Below are 25,409 nucleotides of genomic sequence, written 5' to 3' on the forward strand. Positions count from 1 at the left end.
TTATGAATCGTGTCGAAGGCGAACTGTGTTTTGTTTTACATATTCGCCCTTACCGTGACACCAGCGCCTTAGTTAATTTATTTAGCCCAAATTACGGGCGGTTTACCTGCGTTGCCAAAGGCTTGCGCGGGGCAAGTCGTTCGCGGCAATCTTGGCGAGCGGCCCTGCAGGCATTTAATCTTGTTAGTGTTAGTTGGCAGGGGCGAGGTGAATTAAAATCCTTAATTGATGCCCAGCATCAACAGACCTTTAGCTTGCAAGGCAAAGCGTTATTTTGCGGCTTGTATGTAAATGAATTGCTGGAGCGCCTGCTACATCAGCATGACCCACAAATTGATGTTTTTGTCTTATATACTCAGTGCCTCACCCAGCTTGCGGTTGGCGAGGACCTTGAGACAAGTTTACGCTGCTTTGAATTTGGCTTGTTGGACGTTTTGGGCTACGGGCTAAATTTTTCGGTTTGTCATCGTACCGGCTCGGCTATTGTAGCCGAGCAATCTTATCGTTTTTTAGTGGGAGAAGGTTTGGTGTTAGCTGAAGAGGCGAGTGAGGCGGTGTTTTCCGGTGAGGTTCTATTGCAACTCGCGCGGGGTGGGTTTAATCGCGATACCTTGCCAGCCGCTAAGCGTCTTGCTCGCCTGGCTTTGCTTCCATTGTTAGGCGGTAAACCGCTACGCAGCAGGGCGCTATTTGCGCCCGCCAGCAAGGCCAAATAGCTTAGCTGTCAAATACAGCGTCGAGTTCATGTTCATCCTGCCAGCGTAATAACTCATCTATGGCCGTCGCTAAATTGGCAATGTCAGTATCGAGAGCTTGATGGTCGTTGAGGCTTTGCTCAAGCTGAATTACCGTTGCATTTAGGGCCGGAGTGCCGGTATAGCAGCAAGCACCTTTAAGGGTGTGGGTGATGTCTGCAATAACGTTGCGGTCATCGTCTTGCTGGGCTGTTAATAGATGAGTTTTGTGTTGGGGAAGGCTTGCTAACAGCATGCTCAACATTTCTGTGGCCAAGGCGGGCCGGTCTTTTGCCAGTTTCAGGCATTGCGCTATATCTACTGGCCGAGAATCTGTACTTGCTCGACTTTCATCTAGGTAGCGATTAAATAATTCAGCGAGTTGGTGGTCAGTAATTGGTTTGCTGAGATAATCATTTATACCTGCTTCGCGAAGCTGTACGGGGTTTTCCGGCGCCAAGTAAGCCGATAGCGCGATAATTGGCGTGTCTCGATTTAAGCCTGTGCTGCGGATATAGCGGCTGGTTTCGATGCCGTCCATATGTGGCATCTGAATATCCATAAATATAAGGTCAAAGCAGTTTTCTTGGCAGCGCTGAATTGCGTCGGCACCACTTTTTGCCATTGTCGTTACTGCGTTTAAATCCGCTAAAAAACTCGCAAGGATGTGCAGGTTTGACGGGTTGTCATCTACTGCCAATACCGACGTTGAAGAAAACTGCTTAACTTTACCGGGGGCTGGGTTTTTTGTTTCACGGTTAAGTGCGTCGAATAATTTAATGTGTGAAATGGGTTTGTTTAAATAACGGTGATCTTGGTGTTCATCGGCATCGTGGCTATAGGGGCTGAGGATAATAGCTGGGCGGTCTAGCTTAGCAATGAATTGCCGAGTGGTATCGTCTTGCTCATCACTGCTGATAACTAGGTAGTCGCAGTCAGTTTGTAGTTCGCTAATATTCGTGCAATGAATAGTACTTAGCCCCCAGTTGTCGAATAACATCTGTAGTGACTGGGCATGCAGGGGGCTGGGGTCGTAAAGTGCAAGATACTTGCCGCGCAGGGCGCTGAAGTCGCGCATACGAATGGCATTGTTGACGATCGTAAAGTTAATCGTAAACCAAAAGGTTGCACCCCGTCCTAACTCGCTTTCAATACCAATTTCGCCGCCCATTTGCTCTATAAGGCCTTTGACAATAACTAAGCCGAGCCCAGTGCCGCCATACTCCCGGGTTATTGACGCATCGGCCTGACCAAAGTCTTTAAAAATTTTCTTCTGCTGATCTTTGGATAAACCGATGCCGGTATCGCTGATCTGGATGGTTACGGCGGCGTGCTGCTCACCATTGCTAATGCTTTGGACGTTGACGAGTATGTGGCCGGCGGGTGTGAATTTGATGGCGTTATTAATTAAATTTGTAAGTATTTGTCTGAGTCGTAGCGCGTCTGATAAAACGGTTTCCGGCGTGCCTTCTTGAATGGTTAATATTAATTCAAGTTGCTTTCCAGCACTATCAGGAGCGAGTAATTGCAAGGTGTCTTCAATCACTTCGCGGAGGTTTACTGGTGCGCTGTCGAGAACTAATTTTCCGGCTTCGAGCTTGGAAAAATCGAGAATGTCATTAATGATGGTCAGCAAGCTATTGGCTGAACTGTGAATGGTTTCAATAGCTTCGCGCTGACGAATTTCAAGTTCAGACTTCAATAGAATATTACTGAAGCCAATAATGCCATTGAGTGGAGTTCGAATTTCGTGACTGGTATTAGCAAGGAATTCTGACTTAACTCGGCTGGCGTTAAGGGCTTCACGGCGGGCCAAGTCGAGCTCTATATTTTGTACTTCAACGGTTTCTAAAGTCTCGCGTAAATCTGTATTGCTCTGCTCAATACTGCGCTGCAAATCTTGTAATTCATTCTGATGGGCGTTATTCAGTAAATTTAATTCTTCTGCAATTTCACTGAACTCGTCATTGCCTGGAACATGGGCATGAAAATTTTTGGGGCCGCTGGCCATGCGGCGAACGGCTTGACGGAGCGCATTTAAATCCCGTGTTAGCGTTTGGTTGATATAGCTGCTTAACGTGATACAGATAATAAACGCGCAGATTAAAAAGGTGGTGCCAATTAGCAAGGTTTGATACTGGCGGATCTCTAAGTGTTGCCAATTAAACTGCATAGCTACCCAGCCGGAGGGCGCGGCTTGCGCGTCATTTTCGCTATTCGACTTAATGATGGGTTGCAGGATTATCAAGCCATCATCTGAAAAATAAAGTTGGGCGGTAGGCTGCTTTTTAGCAATTTGTGCCTGGGGTAGGTCGGAGCGCGGTCCGGCTTGGGCGATAAGGTTTAAATTGGCATCGTAAATCCCCACTGCTCTAACGGCCGGTTCTTCTAGTGCGGTGGTGGCAATTTGCTGGAGTGTGGCTCCGTGATCACTTAGCAGCATGTGCTCAGCAATAATGGCGAGGTGCTCGCTGGAAGTTTTGGCGCGCTCGGTCATGATGTTGCGCAGCTCGTGGATCTGGCTGTACATCAGATAGGCGCTCATGCCAAGGGATAGCGCCAACACCGGCAGCAGGCCCATAACCAAAATTAGTTTTCGTATTCCTAAGCGCCTGGGCATTGCTTGGTGGAGCCTTCTGGGGTTGGAGTGGTATTATCATGACCGAAAAATACGGACGCTGCTATTATTGTGCAGAGTTAGCAGTGCTGCAATGACGCTGGGGCAGAAGTGCGAAATTGCTGGGCTAGTGTAGTACTGCATTAAGCGACAAAGAGGTTTAAGCCCTTGTTATGAAAGACTTTCCAACTATTGAACAATATATAGGCAATACCCCGTTAGTACGCTTGCAGCGTTTGCCGGGCAAGACCTCCAATACCATACTTGTCAAGTTAGAAGGGAATAATCCCGCGGGTTCGGTCAAAGACCGGCCGGCAATGAGTATGATTGATCATGCTGAGCAGCGCGGCATGATCTCGCCAGGCGATACATTAATAGAGGCAACCAGCGGTAATACCGGCATTGCCCTAGCCATGGCGGCAGCAATCAAGGGCTATAAGATGATTCTTATCATGCCCAACCACATGAGTGTGGAGCGCAAGTTGGCGATGGCGGCCTATGGTGCGAAATTGCTGGAGGTGTCCCAGGAGTCGGGAATGGAAGGTGCTAGAGACTTGGCATTGGAAATGCAGGCTGCTGGAGAGGGTAAGGTTCTCGATCAATTTTCCAATAGCGATAATCCCCGAGCACATTACGACGGTACAGGTCCTGAAATATGGCAGCAAACTGACGGTCGCGTCACTCACTTCGTCAGTTCGATGGGCACAACGGGCACCATTATGGGCGTGTCTCGCTATTTGAAAGAGCAAAACCCAGCAATAGAGATCATCGGTCTGCAACCGGATGGCTGTTCTAGTATTCCTGGGATAAGACGTTGGCCCGAGGCGTACTTGCCAAGTATTTACGATTCGCTGCGGGTTGATAAGGTCATCGACATGGACCAAATAACGGCTGAGACAACGATGCGCGCACTGGCCGCAGAAGAGGGTATTTTTTGCGGGGTGTCATCGGGAGGGGCGGTCGCGGGTGCGCTGCGAATTAGTGAGATGGTAGAAAATGCGATTATTGTCGCTATTATTTGTGATCGCGGCGACCGGTATTTATCGACCGGTGTTTTTGACGCGGCCTTAAAATAACAAGGCCCTAGCGCGTGTCTATGCTGCAACTGGTGGGAACTAATGGTTAAAGTAAGGGAAGATTTTCCGTTATTAGATAATGGTCGGGTGGATATAGCGAACTGGATTGCTCGGCTACCTATAGATGTTCAGGTTATTGACCCTGCTCAATTACAACGAGCGATGGGCGTTGCCGAAGCGTGTGCGGCGTTGCCCACACCAGTTGATGCGCCAAAGGCAGAAGGCTTAAGCAGTTTTTATACCGCATTGGAAATGGTGGAAATTCTCGCTGATTTACATCTCGATCAAGACAGCTTGATTGCAGCGACCTTGTTCAGAGCGGTGCGTGAAAATCGCCTGAGCTTGGCGGAGTTGGAGCGTGATTTCGGCCGTTCTGTCGCTAAATTAGTTGACGGCGTGCTGGGGATGGCGGCAATTTCTCGAGTTAATGCCGAGTTAGACGCTCCTGTGCTTGGCCAGTCCGAGGCCCAGAGTGAAACCATTCGCAAAATGCTGGTGGCACTTGTTGATGATGTTCGCGTTGCACTTATCAAACTCGCGGAGCGGACCTCGGCAATTCGGGCGGTAAAAAACAAACCAGACAAGCGTTATCGGGTTGCGCGTGAAGTAGCCGATATTTACGCGCCTCTAGCTCATCGCTTGGGTATCGGTCATATCAAATGGGAGCTCGAAGATTTATCTTTTCGCTATTTGCAGCCGCTTGCTTATAAGAAAATAGCAAAATTGCTCGATGAGAAACGTCTCGATCGTCAGCATTATATTGACGATGCTATTGCGATGTTAGAAAAGGCGCTTAGGGAAGATAATATTCAGGCCGATATTGCGGGTCGCGCTAAGCATATTTACAGTATTTGGCGAAAAATGCAGCGCAAAGGCATAGGCTTTTCACAGGTTTACGATATTCGAGCGGTGCGGGTGTTGGTGCCAGATACCAAGTCTTGCTATGCGGCGCTAGGCTTGGTGCATGGTCTGTGGCGTAATATTCCCAATGAGTTCGACGACTATATCGCCAATCCCAAAGATAATGGGTATCGCTCCTTACACACAGCAGTTATAGGCCCTGATGGCAAGGTTTTAGAGATTCAAATTCGCACCCGCTCGATGCACGAAGAAGCTGAATTTGGGGTGTGTTCGCACTGGATGTATAAAGGTACCGACAAAGGTGCAAAAACCAGTAATAGCTACGATGAAAAAATTGCGTGGTTGCGTCAAGTGTTGGATTGGCATGAGGAGAGTGGCAGCAGCAGCGACGTAGCAGAACAATTTACTCACACCCAAGATCGGGTTTATGTTTTTACTCCCGACGGGCATGTAGTTAACTTACAAAATGGCGCAACGCCACTGGATTTTGCCTACCATATTCATACAGAGGTGGGTAATTGCTGTCGAGGCGCCAAGGTCAACGGTCGTATCGTTCCGCTCACCTATACGCTAAAGACTGGTGAGCGGGTAGAGATTCTAACGGGTAAAGACAGCGAGCCGCGCCGCGATTGGCTGCAAAGTAATTTGGGTTATCTAAAAACCTCACGAGCCCGAACCAAGGTCCAGCATTGGTTCCGATTACAGGCTAAGGAGGACAATATCGTTGCCGGTCGAGCTTTGCTAGATAAAGAGTTTAAACGCCTAGCGTTGAATAGCATCGACTACAAGTATTTGGCCGATCAAATGCACTGCGCCAGTGTTGACGATATGTACGCCTCCGTGGGGGCAGGTGAAATAAGTACATTCCAGTTGATTAAAGCCGCTCATAACCTGGCGGGTAGAGAGGGTGAGTCCAGCCAGTCCCTTGTGAAATTGCGGCCGCCGAGTACCAAGAGTAATGATGGTAGTCAGATTAGAATAAGTGGTGTCGGCAATTTAATGACCTATTTCGCCCGCTGCTGTAAACCCTTGCCGGGTGAAGCTATTGCGGGTTACATCACTGTCGGTCGGGGGGTTAGCGTCCACTTGCAGGATTGCAATAAGCTACTGCAATTGCAGAGCGTAGAGCCCCAGCGAATTATTGCGGTAGATTGGGCCGACGCCCAAATTGAAACCTATCCCGTTGATATCGAGTTAGAAGCCTATGATCGCCAGGGGTTGTTGCGAGATATCACGCAGCAGCTGGCCACCGAGAAAGTTAACGTTATCTCAATGAGTACCGTTACTGATACCGCTCATCATATGGCAACTATGAACATTCGTCTTGAAATTCGCGATCTGGCCACCTTGTCTGACTTATTTAACCGTCTCAATGGCCTTCCGAATGTGGTGGCGGTTAGACGAATTAGAGAAAACTAATCGTGAGCTACACTATTGCGGATTTACAGTACCTAATGAGTCGCTTGCGCGACCCAGAAACCGGTTGTCCTTGGGATTTGAAACAGACGTTTTCAAGTGTGGTGCCTCATACCCTTGAGGAGGTTTACGAGTTAGTTGATGCCATCGAGCAGGGTGATAGCGAACAAATACGCCAAGAACTAGGCGATGTGTTATTTCAGGTGATTTTTTACAGTCAGTTAGCGGCAGAGTCTGACGATTTTAGTTTTGCTGATGTGGTAAATGACATCGTTGCTAAATTACTGCGCCGTCATCCCCATGTTTTCCCCGATGGTCAGCTGACGTCAGTGCGGAATGCCGATGCGCCGGCAGACGCAGCCATTAACGCGCGCTGGGAAGAAATTAAGCAGCAAGAGCGCGAGCAAAAATCCCAACTCAGCGCGATGGATGATGTGCCCAAGGCGCTGCCCGCGCTCACTCGTGCGGCAAAGCTGCAAAAGCGCGCGTCGCAAGCGGGTTTCGATTGGACGGAATTAAGCGATGTTATAGCCGCGCTTAGAGCTGAAATCGATGAGTTGGATGAGGCGGTAGCGCTTGCTGATCCCGAGGAAATCGCGGACGAGATGGGCGATGTTATATTTTCGGCTATTAATGTAGCCCGCCACTTAAAGTTGGATGCCGAAGCGGTGACGCGTGGCGCCTGTCGTAAGTTTGAGCGCCGCTTTCGGTTTGTTGAACAGCGTTGTCGCGACACTGGCTATAATGGTGAAAAAGGACAAGAAAATAGTCAGTTGGAGTTGTTTTGGCAGGAAGCGAAGGCGACCGGTCTTTAAATTGAATAGCGACAGTCTTTTGTGTGGACGGTTTTGCAAGTAGCAGGCTGGCCTTTGGTGAGCCAAGGTCAGCCCTAATTTCAAGGTTTAAATTTAATGGTTTTCTTGGTGTTTGTAGCGATTGAGATGTTTTTCCGTTAGGGAAAGGTAGCGGGGGGTTGGGCCTATGTCTTCGTACAGCGGATCGCCCAGTTCATCTGTGGCAACGACTTTAGAGCCCTGCTGATAGGGCATAACGCTTTCCATCTCATCGAGAGCCGCGCTTAACAGGTCAGTAATAAGCTCCTCTATATTGCGGCGTGGGTATAGTTCGGCCAAAGCATTGAGCCGTGCGGCGTCTTTAATGGAAAGGCGAACTTCGTAGCAATCAGCAGTAAGCGTGCCGCCTGCGGTTTCTTCCCATAGAGATAACAATTCTCGTACTTTCATAACGCGATACCTGTCATCCGGGGGCGGAACTGAAATGAGCCGCCCATAAATAAAGCATACCTATGTAGGGTGCTTTTTTGCTAGCATTATCGGTGTAAATACTATTCCTAATTGTTAAGGAACTCTTTGGGATATAGGGCCTGCATGTCGGCTGCGTTATAGGCCAGTTATATGATGGGATACGCTGCTTTTGAATGGCAGGACTTCGCTTTGAGCCTTGCTATATTTCTATCGAACACTTAAGTGGCGTCGATATTAGTCCTCTGCTAGAAGGGGATTCTTTGTTTTTTCAGGGAAGTTTGGCGTGATTTACAGGGGTTGCGGTCTTGTGCTTTGGTCGTAGAAAGCGCCATAAGTCTTGTGTGCTGGGCCATTGCTGTGTATCGTTGTGCGCTTTTGCTGCGGCGGCCCCTACGGCGCAGGCTATGAATTTGATATTATTGGGGAGTTTCCCGCTATGCGCGTTATATTATTGGGCCCTCCGGGGGCAGGTAAAGGTACTCAAGCACAGTTTATTTCCGAGAAATTTGCCATACCGCAAATCTCTACCGGTGATATGTTGCGCTCGGCTGTTAAGGCCGGTAGCCCATTGGGGCTTCAGGTAAAGGAAGTCATGGCTTCCGGTGGCTTGGTATCGGATGAAATCATTATTGCGCTGGTTAAAGAGCGTATTACAGAAGCGGATTGCAGTAATGGCTTTCTGTTTGATGGGTTTCCACGAACTATTCCCCAGGCAGAAGCGCTTATCTCTGCCGGTGTGAATATCGATAATGTGGTCGAAATAGCCGTTGCCGACGAAGAAATCGTGACGCGGATGAGCGGTCGTCGCAGCCATGAAGGTTCTGGACGTACATACCACGTTATTTACAATCCACCTAAGCAAGAAGGGCTGGATGATATTACTGGCGAAAAGCTTGTACAGCGTGAAGATGACCACGAAGATACAGTGCGTAATCGCTTAAACGTATATCACGAGCAAACTAAACCGCTGGTCGCCTTTTATAGCAGCCTAACAGGTGACGATGCGCCTAAATACTCGCGAATCGAGGGTGTGGGCTCGGTTGATGAAATTACACGTAGAGTGTTCGCTGCGCTCGCAGACTAAATTTTTATCATAGTCTTAATAAAGGGCGCCTGCGGGTGCCCTTTTTTTATTGTTACTAATTAATCAGGCTCTATTTCCCCTTCTTCGTCATTTTAAAAGTGAGTGAACACATGAAGTCAGGAATCGTTTTTGTAAACTTAGGTACGCCGACGGCGCCGACCCCAGCGGCGGTTCGGATATTTCTAAAACAGTTTCTTTCCGATCGTCGGGTGGTAGAAGTCCCTCGGATTATTTGGCTGTGTATTCTTTATTTGATTATTCTGCCGTTTCGGGCCCCTAGGGTGGCGCGGGCATACCGTCAAATATGGATGAATGATATTTCACCGCTGCGCTATTTTTCACAACGGCTGGTCGATGGTGTCGCTAAACAGGTTGCCGAACGCTATCCTCAGCAGGATATCGACTTTCGCTTGGCCATGACCTACGGACAAACTTCGATTTCGGTTGCTATTGAAGAGCTGCTAGCCTCTGGGTGCGAGCGTTTGTTTTTCCTGCCCTTATTTCCACAGTATTCGGCCACGACGACGGCGGCGGTACACGATGAAATTACTCGTGTGTTTTCTCGTTATCGCGATATTCCCCAATGGTCTTGGTTGCGCAGCTATCATGACCACCCAGTTTATATTGACGCTTTGGCACAAACGGTTAAAAAGCATTGGGCTGAGTCAGGCCAAGGCGAGCTTTTGCTTATGTCTTTTCACGGAATTCCTAAGCGCAATGTTGAGTTGGGCGACCCATATCAACAACATTGCGAAGAGACCGCCGCGGCTCTGGCAAAAGCATTGAATTTGAATGACGATCAGTGGCAGCTGAGCTATCAATCGCGCTTGGGGAAAGCCGAATGGCTGCAACCGTATACCGACAAAACCGTTATTGCTTTGGCGCAATCTGGCTTGAAAAAAATAGATGTTATGTGTCCAGCTTTTGCCGTTGAATGTTTGGAAACATTAGAAGAAATAGACGGTGAAGTGCATGAATATTTTATCGAAAATGGCGGCGAAGCATTTCGTTATGTCGCCTGTCTAAATGACAGCGAGTCGCATCAAAAACTGATGATTTCTCTCAGCAAGTCATTTATTGAAGAAAAAAACCAATTATTTTCGTAAAAAAGTAAGAATTTGTACGTAAATCAATGACTTTTTTTTGCGTTGGTTATTTTATGTGCTATTTTTACTACAATTAAATCAGCATCGTCGTCGCCAAGGAGAATTAATGATGCCAGCCGCTAAAAAAAACCGCGTTAAAGCAGCCCCTGCTAAACGTAAACCAAGAAGTAAAAATGTCGCTTTAGTAAATCCTCTCGTTATCAAAGCAGAGGAAGGTTTAAAGAAAGTTGAGGCCATGGTCGCCAATGAAAGACGCGCTTTAGCCGCGGCAAAAACTAAAATTGAAGCTGCTCGGGCAAAGGCGAAAAAAACCGCTCGTGCTGCAGACAAAAATGCAGTTAAGCGTGCAGTTGCCGCTGCTGATAAAGTAAATGGAAAACTGAAAGCCGCGCGTGCTAAAGCAGCTGCGAGCAAAGCAGATTTAGCAAATGTTAAAGCGGTTGCCAGAATCAAAGCTTCTGAAACAGCGATTAAACAGAAAGTGGCTGAGCGTTCACAGGCTCTGAGTAGTAAGGCCGATGCCGATTTGGCAAAAGCAGTTAAATTGTTTGAACAGCGTTTCAAAAAGAAACGTGCAGCAGCCAATAAAGCCAAAATTGCTTTAATTGAGAAGAAATTACTCGCTAAGCACAAATTAGCGGTTAAACAATTAAACGCTAAAATTAATGGTAGTAAGCCTAAAAAAGCAGCAGTTAAGAAAGCACCGGCTGCAGCCGCCGTTAAAGCTGCTCCCGCTGTGAAAAAAGCGCCTGCGAAAAAGAAAGCAGTAGCCAAAGCACCAGCGAAGAAAGTTGCTGCTAAAAAGGCACCAGCCAAGAAAGCTGCAGCAAAACCCGCTGTTGCTAAAAAGGCCGCGGCTAAGAAAACTGTAGCGAAAAAGACAGCCGCGCCAAAGGCAGCGAAAGCAGCTGTGGTAAAAACGCCTGCAGCACCGAAAAAGCCTCGCGTAAAGCGCGCTCCAGCTAAAGCGAAAGCTGCGGCAGCCGCGCCAGTAGAAAGCCCAGTAAGTGCACCAGCTGCAACTGAAACGCCAAGCAGCTAATTTACACTTTGCTGTTAAACAAAAAAGGGAGGCTTAGCCTCCCTTTTTTGTGCCTGAATTTTAAGTTTGTGACGTAATGTCGTCAATGGTATTGAGGTTTTGAAAAGCCTGTTGTTGGCCGCTAAAGTCGGCGCTGACAGAATTGCACTGGCGATACCACTGATTAACGCTGCGGCCACCGCTGGCGAGGTAGCCGCCTAAGTTGTCGCTCAGCTGTGTATTGAGTAAGGCGAATAAATACTGGTCGCGTTCGCCGTCGCTGGCGTAAGTGATGTCGGCGTGGTGTTTGTGGTGCGTTTGGTATAGTTTTGCGAGCAGGTCTAGCGGCGGGCAGGGGCTGTCGCAGGGCAAGATGAAGGCGTAGGGCGTATGCACTGCTCGCAAAGCGGCATAAATCCCTGCCAGTGGCCCTTGGAAGCCGCTGATGGTGTCCATAACTGTGTCGGCGTAGTGTCGATAGCGATCTTGGTTGCGGTTACAGCTAATTATAATGCGCTTTATATCTTGCGGCACAGTCTTTAAAACATGCTCGATAAGTGGGGTGTCATACCATTGCAGTAAGCCTTTATCTTGATTGTTCATGCGTCTGCCAGCGCCGCCGGCGAGAATGACGGCGGTGATCGATTCGGGGTGATAATTACTGTTTTCGTTTATCGTCATTGTTTTTAATACTGCGCTAATTTATGAAGCGCATAATCCCAATGTGGTATGATTCTGGGCATTCATTTTACTCTGATTTTTTCCAGTGGTTTTTTCTTCATGAGCAGTTTACTCGCGATAGAGGCTTCAACAGAAGCGTGTTCGGTTGCCTTATTGCATCAGGGCAAGGAAGTAGAAGATTTTCGAATGCTGCCCCGGGCCCACACCCAGTTTTTATTACCCATGGTAGCCCAGATTCTCGCTGAGGCGGGGCTTAATCTTGGTCAAATTGATGCGATTGGTTTTGCCGCTGGGCCAGGTTCTTTTACTGGTTTGCGAGTTTGCGCAGGTGTGGTACAGGGCTTGGCATTTGCACGGGATCTTCCGGTTGTCGGCGTGTCCACTTTGCAAGCGATGGCTCAGCATGCCTTGTTGGAATATCAACTCAGCGACGGCGATGTTGTTTTGCCCACACTTGATGCACGTATGGATGAAGTGTATTGGGGGCAATATAAAGTTGCGGCGGGATTTGCGGATGTGCTGATCGCAGATAAACTGTGCCCACCAGAAGATGTAAGGATTGCAGACGTAGCCGCGCGCCTGATCGGTGTCGGCAGTGGCTGGGGCTATGCCCCACGCTTTGCGGTAGACCAGGCTCCTGCGACAATTGATAGAGATGTTTATCCTCGGGCTAGCGCGGTACTGCGGTTGGCGGCGCGTGAATTTGCCGCTGGCCGCTATGGCACTGCAGAGCAGGCGCAACCGGTTTATTTACGCGACAGTGTCGCTTGGCAAAAAAGCTAATATTTGACTAAGGAAAATCACAACAATGGATGCGTTTCGAGCGGTAGTACTGGCGGCGATTCAAGGGCTCACTGAATTTTTGCCGGTTTCAAGTTCTGGGCATTTAGTGCTGCCGCAAACCTTATTTGGATGGGAAGACCAAGGCTTAGCCTTCGATGTAGCAGTGCATGTCGGTTCGCTGTTGGCGGTATTGTGGTACTTCCGAGCTGAGGTGAGGGGTATTTTAGGGGATTGGTTTGGCAGCCTGCTTGGCGGCGGGCAAAGCGACAATAGTCGCTTGGGATGGATGGTAATTGTCGCAACGATCCCTGCGGTGATTGCTGGGCTTATTTTTAATGATTTTATTGAGCTTAATTTGCGTACTGGTTATGTGCTAGCTACAACCACCCTGGTCTTTGGCATTATTTTGGGTGTGGTTGATCGCTACGCCAAACACAGTCGTCACCTTGCTGATATAGGTTTGCGCATTGCGCTGATTGTTGGCTTTGCTCAGGCAATTGCTCTAATTCCCGGCACCTCACGCTCGGGGATTACCATTACCGCTGCATTAATGATGGGCTTAAGCCGCAGTGATTCGGCGCGCTTTTCTTTTCTATTGTCGATGCCGATTATCGCCGCAGCGGGCTCTTACAAACTCTTGGAATTAATACAAAGTAGCGCCGCTGTGCCTTGGCGATATTTGTTTATTGGTTTTGCGGTATCTGCGGCTACCGCCTATGCCTGTATTCACGTATTTATGAACTGGGTTGAACGTATGGGTATGATGCCCTTCGCAATCTATAGGGTGATCTTGGCGGCGATTTTGTTTGCGGTGTTGGCGAATTAAGTATTGCTACGTAAGGTTGCTAAAATGTGTAATTACCATATTTGGAAGCCAGTGCCTTGGAGACTCAAATAATGCAGGTGTGCTTTATAGGCTTGGGGGCAATGGGCTATCCCATGGCCGGTCATTTGCAAGAGAAGGGTTTCGCGCTGTCGGTATACAACCGAAGTGGAGCCAAGGCTGCGCAGTGGTCTGAACAATATGGGCGTGGGGCCAGCGACAGTCTGGCTGCGGCCGTGGCGGGCGTTGAGGTGGTTGCGCTATGTCTTGGCGCCGACGAGGATGTGCGCGAAGTATTAACTGGGCCGCAGGGGGTGTTTGCGCTTATGGCTGCGGGTGGTATTGTCGTTGATCACACCACTACCTCGGCTGCATTAGCGCGCGAGATGGCGGTATTAGCCGCTGACTACGGTCATTCTTTTATTGATGCGCCGGTATCTGGTGGTCAAGCTGGCGCCGTCAACGGTCGCTTAACGGTTATGGCTGGTGGTGATGCCAGCGCGTTTGCGCGGGTAGAGACGGTTTTGGCCGCGTATGCCGCGCGTTACCAGCTGCTCGGCCCAGCGGGCTCTGGGCAGCTGGCTAAAATGGTCAATCAAATTTGTATTGCGGGATTGGTTCAGGGCTTGGCCGAAGGTATGCATTTTGGCGCTCAGGCGGGGCTAGATATGGCAGCGGTCGTCGATGTGATTGGCGCAGGCGCTGCGCAGTCGTGGCAAATGGATAATCGCGCTAAAACCATGTTGGCGGGTGAATTTGATTTTGGTTTTGCGGTGGATTGGATGCGCAAAGACTTGGGGTATGTGCTCGACGAAGCGCGTCAGCGCAAACTTAGTTTGCCTGTTACTGCACTTGTAGATCAGTTTTATGCGCAGGTACAGAATTTGAATGGCGGCCGTTATGATACCTCCAGTTTATTATTGGCTTTACAGCAGGGCGCAAAAAAGGCGTAAAACGGTTAGTTTGGATGAGTGATATGCAAAAATTTAATGACGGTTTATTGTCGTTTCTAGATCAAAGCCCAACTCCATTTCATGCTGTTGAGGCGATGCTAAAGCGCTTGCGGGCAGCTGGTTTTGAAGCATTGGACGAGCGGGAAGAGTGGAAGTTAAAGCCTGGTGGTCGCTATTTTGTGGTGCGTAATGGTTCCTCGGTCGTTGCGTTTTGCTGTGGACAGAGCAATTTGCAGCAGCGCGGCTGGCGCATGGTCGGCGCACATACCGACAGCCCCAATCTTAAGGTAAAGCCGAATCCTGAGTTGCATCGTCACGGTTACTTTCAAGTTGGCGTGGAAGTGTACGGCGGCGCTTTACTTAATCCTTGGTTTGATCGAGATCTTGGTTTGGCGGGTCGTGTAAATTACGAAAATGCCAAGGGTGAATTGTGCAGTTGCCTGCTCAATATTACGCGTCCTGTGGGGCTGATTCCGAGCTTGGCGATTCATCTAGATCGCGAGGCGAATAATAGCCATGCCGTGAACCCCCAAAAAGATTTACCTGTTGTGTTGTTGCAGAGTGCAGATAAAGAAGATTTCCGCGCACTTATTGCCACCGAGCTTGCCACGCAAGGTTTTGCAGACGTTGCTAAAGTATTGGATTACGAATTAAGTTTTTACGACTGTCAGCAGGCGGCCTTGGTGGGGTGGAATGGCGACTTTATTGCCAGCGCGCGTTTGGATAATTTGCTGTCATGCTTTGTTGGCTTGCAAGCGCTGTTAAATAGCGATGCCAATAGCCACACAGTATTAGTTTGCAATGACCATGAAGAGGTCGGTAGCCAGTCGGCGGTCGGGGCGCAGGGCCCAATGTTAGAGTCGGTGCTGCGACGCATTGCGGGTGATGAAGTTAGCTGGCAGCGGACAATGGCCAATTCCATGATGATTTCTGCGGATAACGCCCACGGTATCCACCCCAATTTCAGTGACCGCCACGATGCCAATCACGGTCCGCTTCTTAACGCGGGGCCGGTAATTAAAAACAATGTAAATCAGCGTTACGCAACTAACAGCGGAACCAGCTCGCTCTTTCGCCGCTTGTGCGGCGATGCAGCGGTGCCAGTGCAAAGCTTTGTGGTGCGCAGCGATATGGCCTGCGGCAGCACCGTAGGACCACTGACGGCGGCGGCGATTGGGGTTAAAACCTTGGACGTTGGCGTGCCGACTTTTGCGATGCACTCGATTCGCGAATTGGCGGGCAGTCAGGATGCGTATAATTTGGCTAAGGTATTGACGGCGTATTATGGCCTAGAGAGCGTAAATACCGGCGATTGAGCGGTGCGTACTGAGAGCTCGACCGCCAGTATCAGTTGGTGGCGCAGCCTTAGTCGCGATTGAAGTCGGCTTTGCGCTTTTCGACGAAGGCGCTGAGACCTTCTTTGCCTTGGCTGCTGCCAACCGCTTTGGCAATGCCGCGGCTTTCTAATTCCAGCTGAGTCTCTAAGGTATTACTGTAGCTCGACAGCAGTAAAGATTTGATCTCACCGTGGGCGATGCTCGGACCTGCCGCCATTTTCCGCGCGAGGGCGTCGGCTTCTGCGGCGAGGTCATCGCCACTAAGGACTTTGGTTAGCATGCCCCAGTCTAAAGCCTCGTCGGCGCTGAGTACGCGATTGGTCAGCATTAGTTCTTGCGCGCGGCGTAGGCCAACAAGGCGAGGGAGGAAATGGGTAGAGCTGCCGTCGGGGCTGGCGCCGATGCCAGTGTAAGCCATGGTGAATTTGGCGGTGTCAGCGGCAAGCACTAAGTCGCCGGAAATAGCCAAGCTAAAGCCCGCGCCGGCGGCAGTGCCGTTAACGGCGACAATCAGCGGCGCTGACATTCTGGCAAAACGCGCGTTCGCAGAATGCAGGTAGGCGGTTATTTCCTTGATGTATAGGCCAACATCATCGCCGGCTTGATGGAAACTCATCACATCGCCGCCAGCGCAGAACATTTTGCCACTGGCGGTAAGGATCACAGCACGAATATCTTTGTCTTCGTCGCAGCGCATTGCGGCCAGCATTAGCTCGCGAGCCATTTCTATGTTTAGGCTATTGGCTGCATCGGGGCGGTTTAGGGTGATTTTGGCGACGCCGTCGGCTTGTTCCCACAGCAGGGTATTATAATCGTGCATAGTTAGATCTCTGTACTGATGAAAATTGCTGCCAAGAGAGTAATAGAGGCCAGTGCTAGGGTCAATTTGCTTTATTGGTCACTGTCTTATTTGTTTAGGAGTAGAGCCGGTTGATGCGGGTTTTAGTTTTATCGGCCTATCATGCCGACAGTCATCGCAGCTGGCTCGATGGCTTAATGCGCCATATGCCCGATGTGGAATGGACGGTACTCACCTTGCCGCCGCGGTATTTTAGCTGGCGAGTTCGCGGCAATAGTTTGTCGTGGGCTATGTTAAATCGCGATACCTTGGCGGCGGATTATGATCTGATTTTGGCAACGTCGATGACTGATTTATCGGCGTTGCGGGGGCTAGTGCCAGAGATTTGCCGCTGGCCGACTCTAGTGTATTTTCACGAAAATCAATTTTCCTATCCGGCAAGTGAACAGCAGCGCGACTGGCTTGAACCGCAAATGTTAAATATATACACCGCCTTAGCTGCCGACAAAGTGATATTTAACAGCGACTATAATCGTCAAACTCTGCTCGATGGCAGTGATCAGTTATTGGCAAAGCTTCCAGATTTTGTACCGCGCGAGCAAGTTCGCTCACAACTAGCACAGGCGGTGGTGTTACCGGTGGGAATTGAGCCCCTAGCCGAGCCTAGGCAAGTTCGTGTCAGCGGCGACAGGCTTAACGTGTTGTGGAATCATCGCTGGGAATACGATAAAGGCCCAAGCCGCTTGCTAGCGCTTGTGATGGAGTGCGACAAGCAAGGCTTGGCTATCGATTTTTACTTTGCCGGCCAGCAGTTTCGCCAGCGTCCGCCAGAATTTGATGCGATCAAACAGTGCGTGGAAAACAGCGCGTGCTTAGTCTTAAAACAATTTGGTTTTGTCGCCGATGGGAACCACTACCAAGATTTACAGCGTTCCTGCGATGTGGTTTTGTCGACAGCTATTCACGATTTCCAAGGTTTGGCGGTTTTGCAGGCGGTGGCGGCGGGCTGTGTACCCTTGGTGCCGGATCGCTTGTGCTATCCCGAGTGGTTTGCCGAGGACTATCGCTATTTAAGTAGCGAGGATGATGGCGCAGACGCAATTGTCTTGGAAGCGCGGGGGGCGGTGCAAAAATTGGGGCAGTTACTGAGTAGGAAAACTCGTGGCGAACTACCGCTGGTTGATGTGTCGGCGCTAACGTGGCCGGTGTTAATTCCGGCTTATCGGCAATTGCTGCAAAATATGCTAATCACTTAGCGCGCCGAAAGCGGAGTGCAGCCGTTGGCAGCCTCCTCTGCGGTGACATGCCGCTGGTGAGTCAGTATCATAAGCGCTTTTACGCATAGGGCGAGGCTGCCCTGAATTAAAATACATAGGACATTATTATGGGCAAGCAGCGGGTACTTACCGGAATCACCACCACCGGCACACCGCATTTAGGTAATTATGTGGGCGCAATTCAACCGGCTATCGCAGAGAGCCAGCGCGGTGAATACGACGCGTTTTTCTTTCTTGCTGATTATCACGCCTTAATTAAAAGCCATGATCCCGCTGTGGTTCATCAGTCTAGCCGTGAAATTGCCGCAACTTGGTTGGCTTTGGGCTTGGATACCGATGCCACCACCTTTTACCGCCAGTCTGATGTGCCAGAGATCACCGAGCTGAGTTGGATCCTAACCTGCGTGTGCGCCAAGGGGCTGATGAACCGCTCTCATGCGTATAAAGCCGCGGTGCAGGACAATGAGCAGAAGGGTGAAGACGCCGACTTCGGTGTCACTATGGGGTTGTTCAGTTACCCCATTTTAATGGCCGCCGATATTTTAACGTTTAATGCCAGCAAGGTGCCGGTGGGGCGGGATCAGATTCAGCATATCGAAATGGCGCGGGACATGGCCCAGCGCTTTAATCATTTTTACGGTGAAACCTTTGTGTTGCCAGAGGCCGTGGTTGGTGAAGATGCCGCTGTGCTCAGCGGTTTAGACGGTCGTAAAATGAGTAAAAGCTACGGCAATACCATCCCATTATTTTTGCCAGAAAAGAAATTGCAAAAGCATATTAATAAGATCAAAACCAATTTATTGGAGCCTGGCGAGCCCAAAGATCCTGATAGTTCAACCGTGTTTGAGATTTGGCAAGCTTTTGCCAATCCTGAACAAGTAGCGGAAATGCGCCATAAATTTGCCGATGGCATTGCCTGGGGACAGGCCAAAAAAGAATTGTTTGAATTGATTAACTCCCATGTGGCGCCTGCTCGTGAGCGTTATGAAACATTGCTACTGGATAGCAGCTTGCTTGAAGCAGAGCTGCAAAAGGGCGCCCAAAAGGCGAGGGCGCATGCGGCGCCAATGCTGGCTAAAGTGCGTAAGGCGGTTGGTCTAGCGGCATTTTCATGATGTAGAACTAGACTACGCAGATATACAAACGCTTAAAATGAGGCGTCAAAAGATAAGCCGGCGGGGCTGAGGCTGAATACCAGCTTGTTACTTTTGCGAAACTGCAATTGTGCCGGCTGGGTGTCGAACTTAAATTTTGTGTTGATTTTTTTTGCCGCCGGCCAAGGGCTGGTGTCTGCGGTTTTTTCACTGCTATTAAAATGTAAAGCGGCCCACATGGTCGTCAGCGAGCTTAATGTGTTTTTTGTGGTTCGTTCGGCGTGTGCGAAATGCGCGCTGCCAAAAGATAGAGCGAAGGCGAGTATGACAAGGCTGCTTAAACTCATTGCACAATCTCAGTTTGCCAGTGAATCTTTAATATAACGACTTAATTAAGTCGTTATATAGGGAGGCTGCATAGCTGTGATTAAGATCACACAAAAAGTGTATTTACGGCCCGAACGGGCCGTATTTAGGGTGTTTTAAAAGTCTAAACCCAGTTCAAGGTAGGCTGCTCGGGGTTCGCCGACAAAGTAACGGTAGTTACCAAAGGCATAATCTGCGCGTTCGGCGTAATCTTCGTCACTTACGTTGTTAATTCGCAGTACGGAGTACAGTTGCTGGCTTAATTGCTGGCGCCAGCGCAAGTTGCCAAGCGTGTGGCCTGGGTAGCGATGATCGTTGTTGCCATCAAGAAAATATTCACCCAAATACTGTACTTCAAACTCAATTGTGGTGGCGTCAAAGGGCTGCCAGCGGAGGCGCGTACTTGCCAATTGGCGGGGGGCGGTATCAAGCTCATTGCCTTCTGGCGCAAGCGCATCGTTGCCGTACTGGTGTTTGCTATAGCTGGCTTGCAGCTGCCATTGCAAGCTAGGGCTGAGCTGCCAGTTAAAATCGGCTTCAATACCGCGATCTAGGGTTTTGCCATTATTGATATTGCGGCGGTCGCTGTCTTGAATAATAACATCGTCTTTTTGCATCCAATACAAGGCTACACGGTAGCTCAGGGTGGGCCATGTTCCCCTGAAACCGGCTTCTAGGCTATTAAGGGATTCTTCATCGAGTTCGGCGCTGAGTTGCTGGGCCTGCAGGCGGTATAGCTCGGCAGCCTGAGGTGCGCGGAAGCCGTGACTGGCATTGGCGAGAATGTCGGTGTTAGTACTGATGCTTTGTATGAGGCCTAGGTTAAATGAGCTGTTGCGAAAGCGTTGCTTGTCGTCGATTGGCCGTGCGTAGCGACAGGTACCAGACGGACAGGCACTGCCATCGGCGGCGGTATTGCCGCTCAGCATATTGTTCTGGTAATCGTAGAATTGAATGTCGTAACGCGCGCCAAAATTAATTTTGGTGCGCTCTGCTGCCTGCCAGTCGCCGCCAATAAACCACGCGCTGTATAAGGCATCTACATCGTAGTCGTACTGCTGGCCGGTGGGGAAGGAGGCAAAGCTCGGCTGCGCTTGGGATTGCTCAAGATAGGCCTTAGTCACTTCCATGTCGAAGCCGTTGTAGAGCGTGACGTTTTCACTGTAATTTTGATAAAAGGCGGTTTGCACGCCAACGCTGCGCTCACCATTCTCTTCTAGTGGCGTGCCTGGCAGGAAATGCTGTAAAAATTCCATCTCAGTAGCGCGAAAATAAGGGGTTACAACAAAGCGTGAATCTTTGTCGCCTTCGCGCTCAAAGCGACTGTAAAACCGTAGGCTTTTACTATTGCGAAAGGCTTCGGGATTAGGGTTTTCGCGCTTGCGGCTACTATCTTTATAGGAATCTTTGCCAATTAAATAGCCCGCGGTTTCTTGGTTCAGGTTGCTTGCTGCCAGTAGGGACTGAATAGACCATGTGTCGCCACGATAGTTATGACGCAAATTCAATTTTTGTTGATCAAAGCCAGAGTCATCTTTGTAGCCGTCGTCGTGGTTACCTTGAGCGCTCAGGCGGTAGCCGTGTTTGCCACTGGTGTCGCTGTGGCTGAATTTTACGCGGCCGTATTCATGAGGGCCGCCCTCAAGGGAAAAATGGGTTTCCGGCTCAGCGCTAGGTGCGGCGCTAATAACGTCGATCACGCCGTTTAAGGCATTGGAACCGTGAACTGCGGTGCCTGGGCCGCGAATAACTTCTATGCGCTCGGCTTGCTCGGCGTTTACGTCAAAGAGACCGTTAACATTGCAAAAGCCTGGTGCGCGCAGCGGAATGCCATCTTCGGCAAAATAAAATGCTCCACAGCTGCCGGTGCCGGTGAGTACCGCCGAACGAATCGCGGTGAGGTGTTCCTGGCCGTTGCCGCGACTAACCCACACGCCGGGAGTTTGGCTGAGAATTTCGCTGATATGGGTGTGGCCCATATTATCGATGTCTTGCTTGTCGATAATACTGATTGCTACGCTCTGCTCCTTAAGCTGTTTTTCGATGCGGTTGGCGGTGACCGATACAATTTCTGGATCGGCTTTCGCATCGTGTTCTGTAGCCAAACTGACGCTGGTAAATGCACTAAGCGTTAATAATAAATAAGAAGTGGATTTAGTTGTCATTCGAAAGCTTGTCCTGTAGCTGCTGCGCGGGTGTTTATATGGTGCGTAAAAGCATCGTTTGCGTAGCTTTGTCGGGAAGTATCACAATAGCATTCACCGCGAGTGGGTGGCTGTCGCACTTTGCCTTGCTTACTTACAACGTCCGGCACTATGCTATCGTTACACGATTCAGTTGGTGCGCAAGAGTGTAAAGGCAGTAGGGCGTCTTGGAAAGTGTTGGCGTGTTGTTAGCTAGCAATTAAATTTAGCGATAAGAAAGGCTGTGGCGGTTTTCCCGTTTGGAAAACCTAGTCTTGGGGGTGCTGATATTTAAAAATATCAAGATTTTCTAAAGATGGTACCAGTGGGCGGACTCGAACCGCCACTCCCGAAGGAACCAGATTTTGAATCTAGCGTGTCTACCAATTTCACCACACTGGCATGTGATTGGGGCGCGATTATAGCAAGCTTTTTCGTGGCGTCAATCGACCATTACAGTTTTCTTAATATATCTCGAAATACAGGGCTTATTTACTGAAATTTGGTCGGCGGTGGAGTCCATCGCCAATTTCCGCTAATCTTGCGCCCTTTCTATTGAATACCGACATTATGCAGCGCAGCGATTTCCATTTTGAGCTTCCCGAAGCACTTATTGCCTATCATCCCATGCCTGAGCGTGACGGTAGTCGTTTATTAGTGCTCGGCAGCGGCGGGCAGTGTGAGCACCAGCAATTTAAATCTTTGCCAGATTATCTTCGCGCAGGGGATTTGCTGGTCTTTAATAACACCCGCGTTATTCCCGCGCGTTTATTTGCCTGTAAAGAAAGTGGCGGACGGGTTGAGATTTTAATTGAGCGGATTGTTGATGAGCGGCGCGCCTTAGCGCACGTGCGGGCGAGTAAGGCGCCGAAGGCGGGTGCGAAGTTGCTGTTGGCCGCTAACAATGAAGCGGCAGCGGGCAGCGATGTGGTTGTCGTGCAAGGCCGTCAAGGCGCGTTATTTGAACTGGAGTTTGCCGAGCCAATACTGGCGGTTTTAAATCGCTTGGGCCATATGCCTCTGCCTCCCTATATAGAGAGGGAAGATGCCGCTGAAGATCGCGAGCGCTATCAGACCGTTTACGCGAGTCGCGATGGCGCCGTTGCTGCACCTACCGCCGGTCTGCATTTTACCGAAGCCTTGATTCAGCAGTGTGTTGATAAAGGGGTCGAGATTGCGTTCGTGACTCTTCATGTTGGTGCCGGTACGTTTCAACCGGTGCGGGCAGATGATATTCGCGATCATCAGATGCACGCCGAATATATTGAGGTGGATGAGGCCGTTTGTGGGCAAGTGCGCGCGACGCGCGCGCGTGGCGGCAGAGTAGTGGCGGTGGGTACGACGAGTGTGCGCAGCTTAGAGTCAGCTTCGCAGTCAGGCGAGATCGCCGCGTTTGCGGGTGATAGTCGAATTTTTATCTACCCAGGCTATCGTTTTAAAAGTGTTGATCTAATGATTACCAATTTTCACCTGCCAGAGTCAACGCTGATTATGTTGGTTAGTGCGTTTGCTGGGCAACAGGCGGTACTGGCCGCGTATGATGAGGCTGTGCAGCAGCAGTACCGATTTTTTAGCTATGGCGATGCCATGCTGGTGTACCCCGCCTGCGACGCCGCGACAACAGGAAGCAAAGTATGAGCGAGTGCCGGATGAAGTTTGAGCTAGATACCACCGATGGTCTGGCGCGGCGAGGACGTTTGGATTTTCCGAGGGGTGTGGTCGAAACCCCAGCGTTTATGCCAGTGGGTACCTACGGTACGGTAAAAGGCATGTTGCCGCGGGATATCCATGAGATCGGTGCCGATATTATTTTGGGCAATACCTTTCATCTTAGCTTGCGACCAGGTACCGAGGTGGTTAAAGCGCACGGTAGCCTGCACGATTTTATCGGCTGGAAGGGGCCGATACTAACCGATTCCGGCGGCTTTCAGGTGTGGAGCTTGGGTAAGTTGCGCAAGATCACTGAAGCTGGCGTGTCGTTCAAATCGCCAGTCGACGGCAGCAGTGTTTGTCTTGATCCGGAAACCTCGATGCAGATTCAGCGCGATTTGGGTTCTGATATTGTGATGATTTTTGATGAGTGCACACCGTACCCTGCAACCGAGGCCGAGGCGCGCACTTCAATGGAGTTGTCACTGCGTTGGGGTGCGCGCAGTAAGGCCGCGCACGCAGGCAATGACGCGGCGCTGTTCGGAATAATACAGGGCGGCATGTACCCTGAGTTGCGCAGGGAATCCCTCGCGGGTTTGGCTGAAGTGGGTTTTGACGGTTATGCCATTGGTGGTCTGTCAGTTGGCGAGCCTAAAGATGAGATGCTGAAGGTGCTGGACTCCCTTGCCGATCATTTGCCCACCGATAAACCGCGCTACTTAATGGGCGTGGGCAAGCCTTCGGATATTCTCGAAGCCGTTATGCGCGGCGTGGATATGTTCGACTGCGTAATGCCGACCCGCAACGCGCGCAATGGTCATTTGTTTACCTCTACTGGGGTGATTAAAATTCGCAATGCGGCGCATAAGACCAGCATCGCGCCACTGGATGCGAACTGTGATTGCTATACTTGCCAAAACTTCAGTCGCGCTTATTTACACCATTTGGATAAGTGCAAAGAGATACTCGGTGCGCAATTGAACACCATTCATAATTTACGCTATTACCAAAATCACATGGCGGGGATTCGCCTCGCGATTGAAGAAGGGCGCTTAGCGCAATTTGCGGCGGAGTATTACGCTAGCCAAGAGGTGCGGCCCGACCAGGCTGAGCAGGTCGTTGGGGTTCAGGCAGATACTGATGATGAGCCCAATGCTTAAATTGGTGTTTTTTGTGCCGGCTAGCCACCTCGATGAGGTGAAGCAAGCGGTATTCGCGGCAGGTGCTGGCCAGCAGGGCAATTACGAGCACTGTTGCTGGCAGGTGTTGGGGCAGGGCCAGTTTCGGCCGATGGTCGGGAGCTCGCCCTTTTTAGGCGAACTGGGTAGTCTTGAGTCTGTTGCTGAGTACCGAGTGGAAACCCTTTGTTCGGCCGGCAGCGCGAGTGCTGTGAAGGCGGCGCTGGTGGCGGCGCACCCTTATGAAGAGCCTGCTTATGAGTTTTCTGCACTTGTTGAAATCTAAGTTGAGTTTTGTCGCTTGCGCGTCGGTGTTAAGCTGTTGTCAGGCTGGCGAGAATGAAAGGAATTGCAATGTTATATGAACTGGGTGAGCGCCGAGTGCGACTAGAGGGTGACGGTCATTTTGTCGCTGACAATGCCACTGTTATTGGTTCGGTGGTGCTCAAAGACGAGGCCAGCATCTGGTTTAATGTAGTCATTCGTGGCGATGTAGATCAGATTGTGGTCGGCGCGCGCAGCAATATTCAGGATGGTTCGGTGCTGCATGTCGACGGCGGTTTTCCAATGCATATTGGCGACGACGTGACCGTAGGACATAAAGTTATGTTGCACGGCTGTACGATTGGCGACGGTAGTTTGATCGGTATTAACTCAGTGATTTTAAACGGCGCCAAAATTGGTAAGGGCTGTTTAATTGGCGCAAATTCGCTGGTTACCGAAGGTGCAGTTATTCCCGATGGCGCCTTGGTTATGGGTGCGCCAGCGAAGGTTAAGCGTTTGTTGACTGAGGAGGAGCAGGCGGCATTGATCCTCTCCGCAGCGCATTACGTTGAGAATGGTCAGCGTTTTAATGCCGGTTTACGTCCGCAAATGACGCCAGAAAAATGAGTGTCAAAATTAAAGAAAAGCCGGTCGCCTCTCCTTGTGTGTCGGTGTGCGCGTTGGATGAAGAAGACATTTGCATGGGCTGCTATCGCAGCTTGCGCGAAATTGGTGATTGGTCGGAGTTGAATAATGCCGCTAAGCGCGAGGTGATTGTGCTTGCTAGTCAGCGCTGCCGCGCGCGCTACGGTAGTTAGCGCGGCGTTATTGCTTGGCGGCG

General features: G+C 50.2%; 24 protein-coding genes and 1 tRNA gene. 18 read left to right on the forward strand and 7 right to left on the reverse strand.

Translation table 11 applies throughout. From position 1 onward, the window contains the following. Positions 1 to 2: 2 nt before the first annotated feature. Entirely contained in the window at positions 3 to 716 is a 714-nt protein-coding gene (gene recO, locus AB4876_RS01755) for a DNA repair protein RecO (protein WP_368379932.1), read from the forward strand. A 1-nt stretch (position 717) separates the two neighbouring features. On the opposite strand, the gene AB4876_RS01760 is transcribed toward recO, so the two are convergent. Next, positions 718 to 3,354 carry an ATP-binding protein gene (locus AB4876_RS01760; RefSeq protein WP_368379933.1) on the reverse strand — a complete coding sequence of 879 codons (2,637 nt, stop codon included), beginning with the start codon at positions 3,352 to 3,354 and terminating at the stop codon, positions 718 to 720. A gap of 170 nt (positions 3,355 to 3,524) precedes the next feature. Here AB4876_RS01760 and cysM point away from each other — a divergent pair, with 170 nt between their 5' ends. From cysM to mazG, 3 genes are read left to right on the forward strand one after another with little or no spacing between them, the layout of a single operon-like run. Next, positions 3,525 to 4,427, forward strand: coding sequence for a cysteine synthase CysM (gene cysM, locus AB4876_RS01765; RefSeq protein ID WP_368379934.1), 903 nt, complete (start codon positions 3,525 to 3,527; stop codon positions 4,425 to 4,427). A 42-nt stretch (positions 4,428 to 4,469) separates the two neighbouring features. Further along, entirely contained in the window at positions 4,470 to 6,707 is a 2,238-nt protein-coding gene (gene relA / locus AB4876_RS01770) for a GTP diphosphokinase (RefSeq protein WP_368379935.1), read from the forward strand. A gap of 2 nt (positions 6,708 to 6,709) precedes the next feature. Next, positions 6,710 to 7,519: a nucleoside triphosphate pyrophosphohydrolase gene (gene mazG / locus AB4876_RS01775; RefSeq protein ID WP_368379936.1), complete on the forward strand. Its 810-nt coding sequence runs from the start codon at positions 6,710 to 6,712 to the stop codon at positions 7,517 to 7,519. A 93-nt stretch (positions 7,520 to 7,612) separates the two neighbouring features. On the opposite strand, the gene AB4876_RS01780 is transcribed toward mazG, so the two are convergent. Continuing rightward, positions 7,613 to 7,948: a type 1 pili tip component gene (locus tag AB4876_RS01780; RefSeq protein ID WP_368379937.1), complete on the reverse strand. Its 336-nt coding sequence runs from the start codon at positions 7,946 to 7,948 to the stop codon at positions 7,613 to 7,615. A 457-nt stretch (positions 7,949 to 8,405) separates the two neighbouring features. On the opposite strand from AB4876_RS01780, the gene adk reads away from it, so the two are divergent. From adk to AB4876_RS01795, 3 genes are all read left to right on the forward strand, one after another. Continuing rightward, a complete protein-coding gene (adk, locus tag AB4876_RS01785; RefSeq protein WP_368379938.1) occupies positions 8,406 to 9,053 on the forward strand; it encodes an adenylate kinase in 648 nt (215 codons plus the stop codon). A gap of 110 nt (positions 9,054 to 9,163) precedes the next feature. Continuing rightward, positions 9,164 to 10,159: a ferrochelatase gene (gene hemH, locus AB4876_RS01790; protein ID WP_368379939.1), complete on the forward strand. Its 996-nt coding sequence runs from the start codon at positions 9,164 to 9,166 to the stop codon at positions 10,157 to 10,159. A gap of 37 nt (positions 10,160 to 10,196) precedes the next feature. Further along, positions 10,197 to 11,201 carry a hypothetical protein gene (locus AB4876_RS01795; RefSeq protein ID WP_368379940.1) on the forward strand — a complete coding sequence of 335 codons (1,005 nt, stop codon included), beginning with the start codon at positions 10,197 to 10,199 and terminating at the stop codon, positions 11,199 to 11,201. Between the two features lie 60 nt (positions 11,202 to 11,261). On the opposite strand, the gene mobA is transcribed toward AB4876_RS01795, so the two are convergent. Next, positions 11,262 to 11,861 (reverse strand): molybdenum cofactor guanylyltransferase MobA, encoded by a 600-nt coding sequence (mobA, locus tag AB4876_RS01800; protein WP_368379941.1) that lies wholly within the window; start codon positions 11,859 to 11,861, stop codon positions 11,262 to 11,264. A 99-nt stretch (positions 11,862 to 11,960) separates the two neighbouring features. Here mobA and tsaB point away from each other — a divergent pair, with 99 nt between their 5' ends. The 4 genes from tsaB (at position 11,961) to AB4876_RS01820 (ending at position 15,736) form a co-directional block, all read left to right on the forward strand. Continuing rightward, a complete protein-coding gene (gene tsaB, locus AB4876_RS01805) occupies positions 11,961 to 12,644 on the forward strand; it encodes a tRNA (adenosine(37)-N6)-threonylcarbamoyltransferase complex dimerization subunit type 1 TsaB (RefSeq protein WP_368379942.1) in 684 nt (227 codons plus the stop codon). 25 nt (positions 12,645 to 12,669) lie between these two features. Further along, the gene (locus AB4876_RS01810) at positions 12,670 to 13,470 is read left to right on the forward strand and encodes an undecaprenyl-diphosphate phosphatase (RefSeq protein WP_368379943.1); all 801 of its coding nucleotides are present in this window, start codon (positions 12,670 to 12,672) and stop codon (positions 13,468 to 13,470) included. A 71-nt stretch (positions 13,471 to 13,541) separates the two neighbouring features. Continuing rightward, positions 13,542 to 14,420, forward strand: a complete 879-nt coding sequence (locus AB4876_RS01815; protein ID WP_368379944.1) for an NAD(P)-dependent oxidoreductase — start codon at positions 13,542 to 13,544, stop codon at positions 14,418 to 14,420. A 14-nt stretch (positions 14,421 to 14,434) separates the two neighbouring features. Further along, positions 14,435 to 15,736: a M18 family aminopeptidase gene (locus AB4876_RS01820; RefSeq protein ID WP_368379945.1), complete on the forward strand. Its 1,302-nt coding sequence runs from the start codon at positions 14,435 to 14,437 to the stop codon at positions 15,734 to 15,736. A gap of 49 nt (positions 15,737 to 15,785) precedes the next feature. On the opposite strand, the gene AB4876_RS01825 is transcribed toward AB4876_RS01820, so the two are convergent. Further along, on the reverse strand, positions 15,786 to 16,577 hold the full coding sequence (locus AB4876_RS01825; RefSeq protein ID WP_368379946.1) for an enoyl-CoA hydratase/isomerase family protein: 792 nt from the start codon (positions 16,575 to 16,577) through the stop codon (positions 15,786 to 15,788). Positions 16,578 to 16,690: 113 nt separating this feature from the next. Here AB4876_RS01825 and AB4876_RS01830 point away from each other — a divergent pair, with 113 nt between their 5' ends. Then, entirely contained in the window at positions 16,691 to 17,812 is a 1,122-nt protein-coding gene (locus AB4876_RS01830; protein WP_368379947.1) for a tRNA-queuosine alpha-mannosyltransferase domain-containing protein, read from the forward strand. Between the two features lie 128 nt (positions 17,813 to 17,940). Further along, positions 17,941 to 18,948: a tryptophan--tRNA ligase gene (locus AB4876_RS01835; RefSeq protein WP_368379948.1), complete on the forward strand. Its 1,008-nt coding sequence runs from the start codon at positions 17,941 to 17,943 to the stop codon at positions 18,946 to 18,948. A gap of 32 nt (positions 18,949 to 18,980) precedes the next feature. Here the strand turns inward: AB4876_RS01835 and AB4876_RS01840 are convergent, their stop codons facing one another. From AB4876_RS01840 to AB4876_RS01850, 3 genes are all read right to left on the reverse strand, one after another. Next, entirely contained in the window at positions 18,981 to 19,274 is a 294-nt protein-coding gene (locus tag AB4876_RS01840) for a hypothetical protein (RefSeq protein WP_368379949.1), read from the reverse strand. Positions 19,275 to 19,409: 135 nt separating this feature from the next. Beyond that, positions 19,410 to 21,458, reverse strand: coding sequence for a TonB-dependent receptor (locus AB4876_RS01845; protein WP_368379950.1), 2,049 nt, complete (start codon positions 21,456 to 21,458; stop codon positions 19,410 to 19,412). Between the two features lie 335 nt (positions 21,459 to 21,793). Beyond that, positions 21,794 to 21,878, reverse strand: a tRNA-Leu gene (locus AB4876_RS01850). A 168-nt stretch (positions 21,879 to 22,046) separates the two neighbouring features. Here AB4876_RS01850 and queA point away from each other — a divergent pair. From queA to AB4876_RS01875, 5 genes are all read left to right on the forward strand, one after another. Further along, entirely contained in the window at positions 22,047 to 23,114 is a 1,068-nt protein-coding gene (gene queA, locus AB4876_RS01855; protein WP_368380112.1) for a tRNA preQ1(34) S-adenosylmethionine ribosyltransferase-isomerase QueA, read from the forward strand. A gap of 11 nt (positions 23,115 to 23,125) precedes the next feature. After that, the gene (tgt, locus tag AB4876_RS01860; protein WP_438273396.1) at positions 23,126 to 24,286 is read left to right on the forward strand and encodes a tRNA guanosine(34) transglycosylase Tgt; all 1,161 of its coding nucleotides are present in this window, start codon (positions 23,126 to 23,128) and stop codon (positions 24,284 to 24,286) included. Further along, positions 24,279 to 24,590, forward strand: coding sequence for a YqfO family protein (locus tag AB4876_RS01865; protein WP_368380113.1), 312 nt, complete (start codon positions 24,279 to 24,281; stop codon positions 24,588 to 24,590). Before tgt ends, AB4876_RS01865 begins: the two co-directional genes overlap by 8 nt. A gap of 68 nt (positions 24,591 to 24,658) precedes the next feature. Continuing rightward, the gene (locus AB4876_RS01870) at positions 24,659 to 25,195 is read left to right on the forward strand and encodes a gamma carbonic anhydrase family protein (protein ID WP_368379952.1); all 537 of its coding nucleotides are present in this window, start codon (positions 24,659 to 24,661) and stop codon (positions 25,193 to 25,195) included. Continuing rightward, on the forward strand, positions 25,192 to 25,386 hold the full coding sequence (locus tag AB4876_RS01875) for a DUF1289 domain-containing protein (protein WP_368379953.1): 195 nt from the start codon (positions 25,192 to 25,194) through the stop codon (positions 25,384 to 25,386). Before AB4876_RS01870 ends, AB4876_RS01875 begins: the two co-directional genes overlap by 4 nt. The last annotated feature ends 23 nt before the right edge of the window (positions 25,387 to 25,409 follow it).

Origin of the sequence: Zhongshania guokunii, from assembly GCF_040892635.1 — a bacterium.
Lineage (GTDB): Bacteria > Pseudomonadota > Gammaproteobacteria > Pseudomonadales > Spongiibacteraceae > Spongiibacter > Spongiibacter guokunii.

Excerpts from the sequence above, each read along its gene's own strand:
- AB4876_RS01840 (WP_368379949.1), bottom strand. The coding sequence starts at position 19,274 with ATGAGTTTAAGCAGCCTTGTCATACTCGCCTTCGCTCTATCTTTTGGC.
- cysM (WP_368379934.1), top strand. The coding sequence starts at position 3,525 with ATGAAAGACTTTCCAACTATTGAACAATATATAGGCAATACCCCGTTA.
- queA (WP_368380112.1), top strand. The coding sequence starts at position 22,047 with ATGCAGCGCAGCGATTTCCATTTTGAGCTTCCCGAAGCACTTATTGCC.
- AB4876_RS01815 (WP_368379944.1), top strand. The coding sequence starts at position 13,542 with ATGCAGGTGTGCTTTATAGGCTTGGGGGCAATGGGCTATCCCATGGCC.
- AB4876_RS01820 (WP_368379945.1), top strand. The coding sequence starts at position 14,435 with ATGAGTGATATGCAAAAATTTAATGACGGTTTATTGTCGTTTCTAGAT.
- recO (WP_368379932.1), top strand. The coding sequence starts at position 3 with ATGAATCGTGTCGAAGGCGAACTGTGTTTTGTTTTACATATTCGCCCT.
- AB4876_RS01865 (WP_368380113.1), top strand. The coding sequence starts at position 24,279 with ATGCTTAAATTGGTGTTTTTTGTGCCGGCTAGCCACCTCGATGAGGTG.
- AB4876_RS01810 (WP_368379943.1), top strand. The coding sequence starts at position 12,670 with ATGGATGCGTTTCGAGCGGTAGTACTGGCGGCGATTCAAGGGCTCACT.
- tgt (WP_438273396.1), top strand. The coding sequence starts at position 23,126 with ATGAAGTTTGAGCTAGATACCACCGATGGTCTGGCGCGGCGAGGACGT.
- adk (WP_368379938.1), top strand. The coding sequence starts at position 8,406 with ATGCGCGTTATATTATTGGGCCCTCCGGGGGCAGGTAAAGGTACTCAA.
- AB4876_RS01780 (WP_368379937.1), bottom strand. The coding sequence starts at position 7,948 with ATGAAAGTACGAGAATTGTTATCTCTATGGGAAGAAACCGCAGGCGGC.
- mobA (WP_368379941.1), bottom strand. The coding sequence starts at position 11,861 with ATGACGATAAACGAAAACAGTAATTATCACCCCGAATCGATCACCGCC.
- AB4876_RS01870 (WP_368379952.1), top strand. The coding sequence starts at position 24,659 with ATGTTATATGAACTGGGTGAGCGCCGAGTGCGACTAGAGGGTGACGGT.
- relA (WP_368379935.1), top strand. The coding sequence starts at position 4,470 with ATGGTTAAAGTAAGGGAAGATTTTCCGTTATTAGATAATGGTCGGGTG.
- tsaB (WP_368379942.1), top strand. The coding sequence starts at position 11,961 with ATGAGCAGTTTACTCGCGATAGAGGCTTCAACAGAAGCGTGTTCGGTT.
- AB4876_RS01825 (WP_368379946.1), bottom strand. The coding sequence starts at position 16,577 with ATGCACGATTATAATACCCTGCTGTGGGAACAAGCCGACGGCGTCGCC.
- AB4876_RS01830 (WP_368379947.1), top strand. The coding sequence starts at position 16,691 with ATGCGGGTTTTAGTTTTATCGGCCTATCATGCCGACAGTCATCGCAGC.
- AB4876_RS01845 (WP_368379950.1), bottom strand. The coding sequence starts at position 21,458 with ATGACAACTAAATCCACTTCTTATTTATTATTAACGCTTAGTGCATTT.
- AB4876_RS01835 (WP_368379948.1), top strand. The coding sequence starts at position 17,941 with ATGGGCAAGCAGCGGGTACTTACCGGAATCACCACCACCGGCACACCG.
- AB4876_RS01760 (WP_368379933.1), bottom strand. The coding sequence starts at position 3,354 with ATGCCCAGGCGCTTAGGAATACGAAAACTAATTTTGGTTATGGGCCTG.
- hemH (WP_368379939.1), top strand. The coding sequence starts at position 9,164 with ATGAAGTCAGGAATCGTTTTTGTAAACTTAGGTACGCCGACGGCGCCG.
- AB4876_RS01875 (WP_368379953.1), top strand. The coding sequence starts at position 25,192 with ATGAGTGTCAAAATTAAAGAAAAGCCGGTCGCCTCTCCTTGTGTGTCG.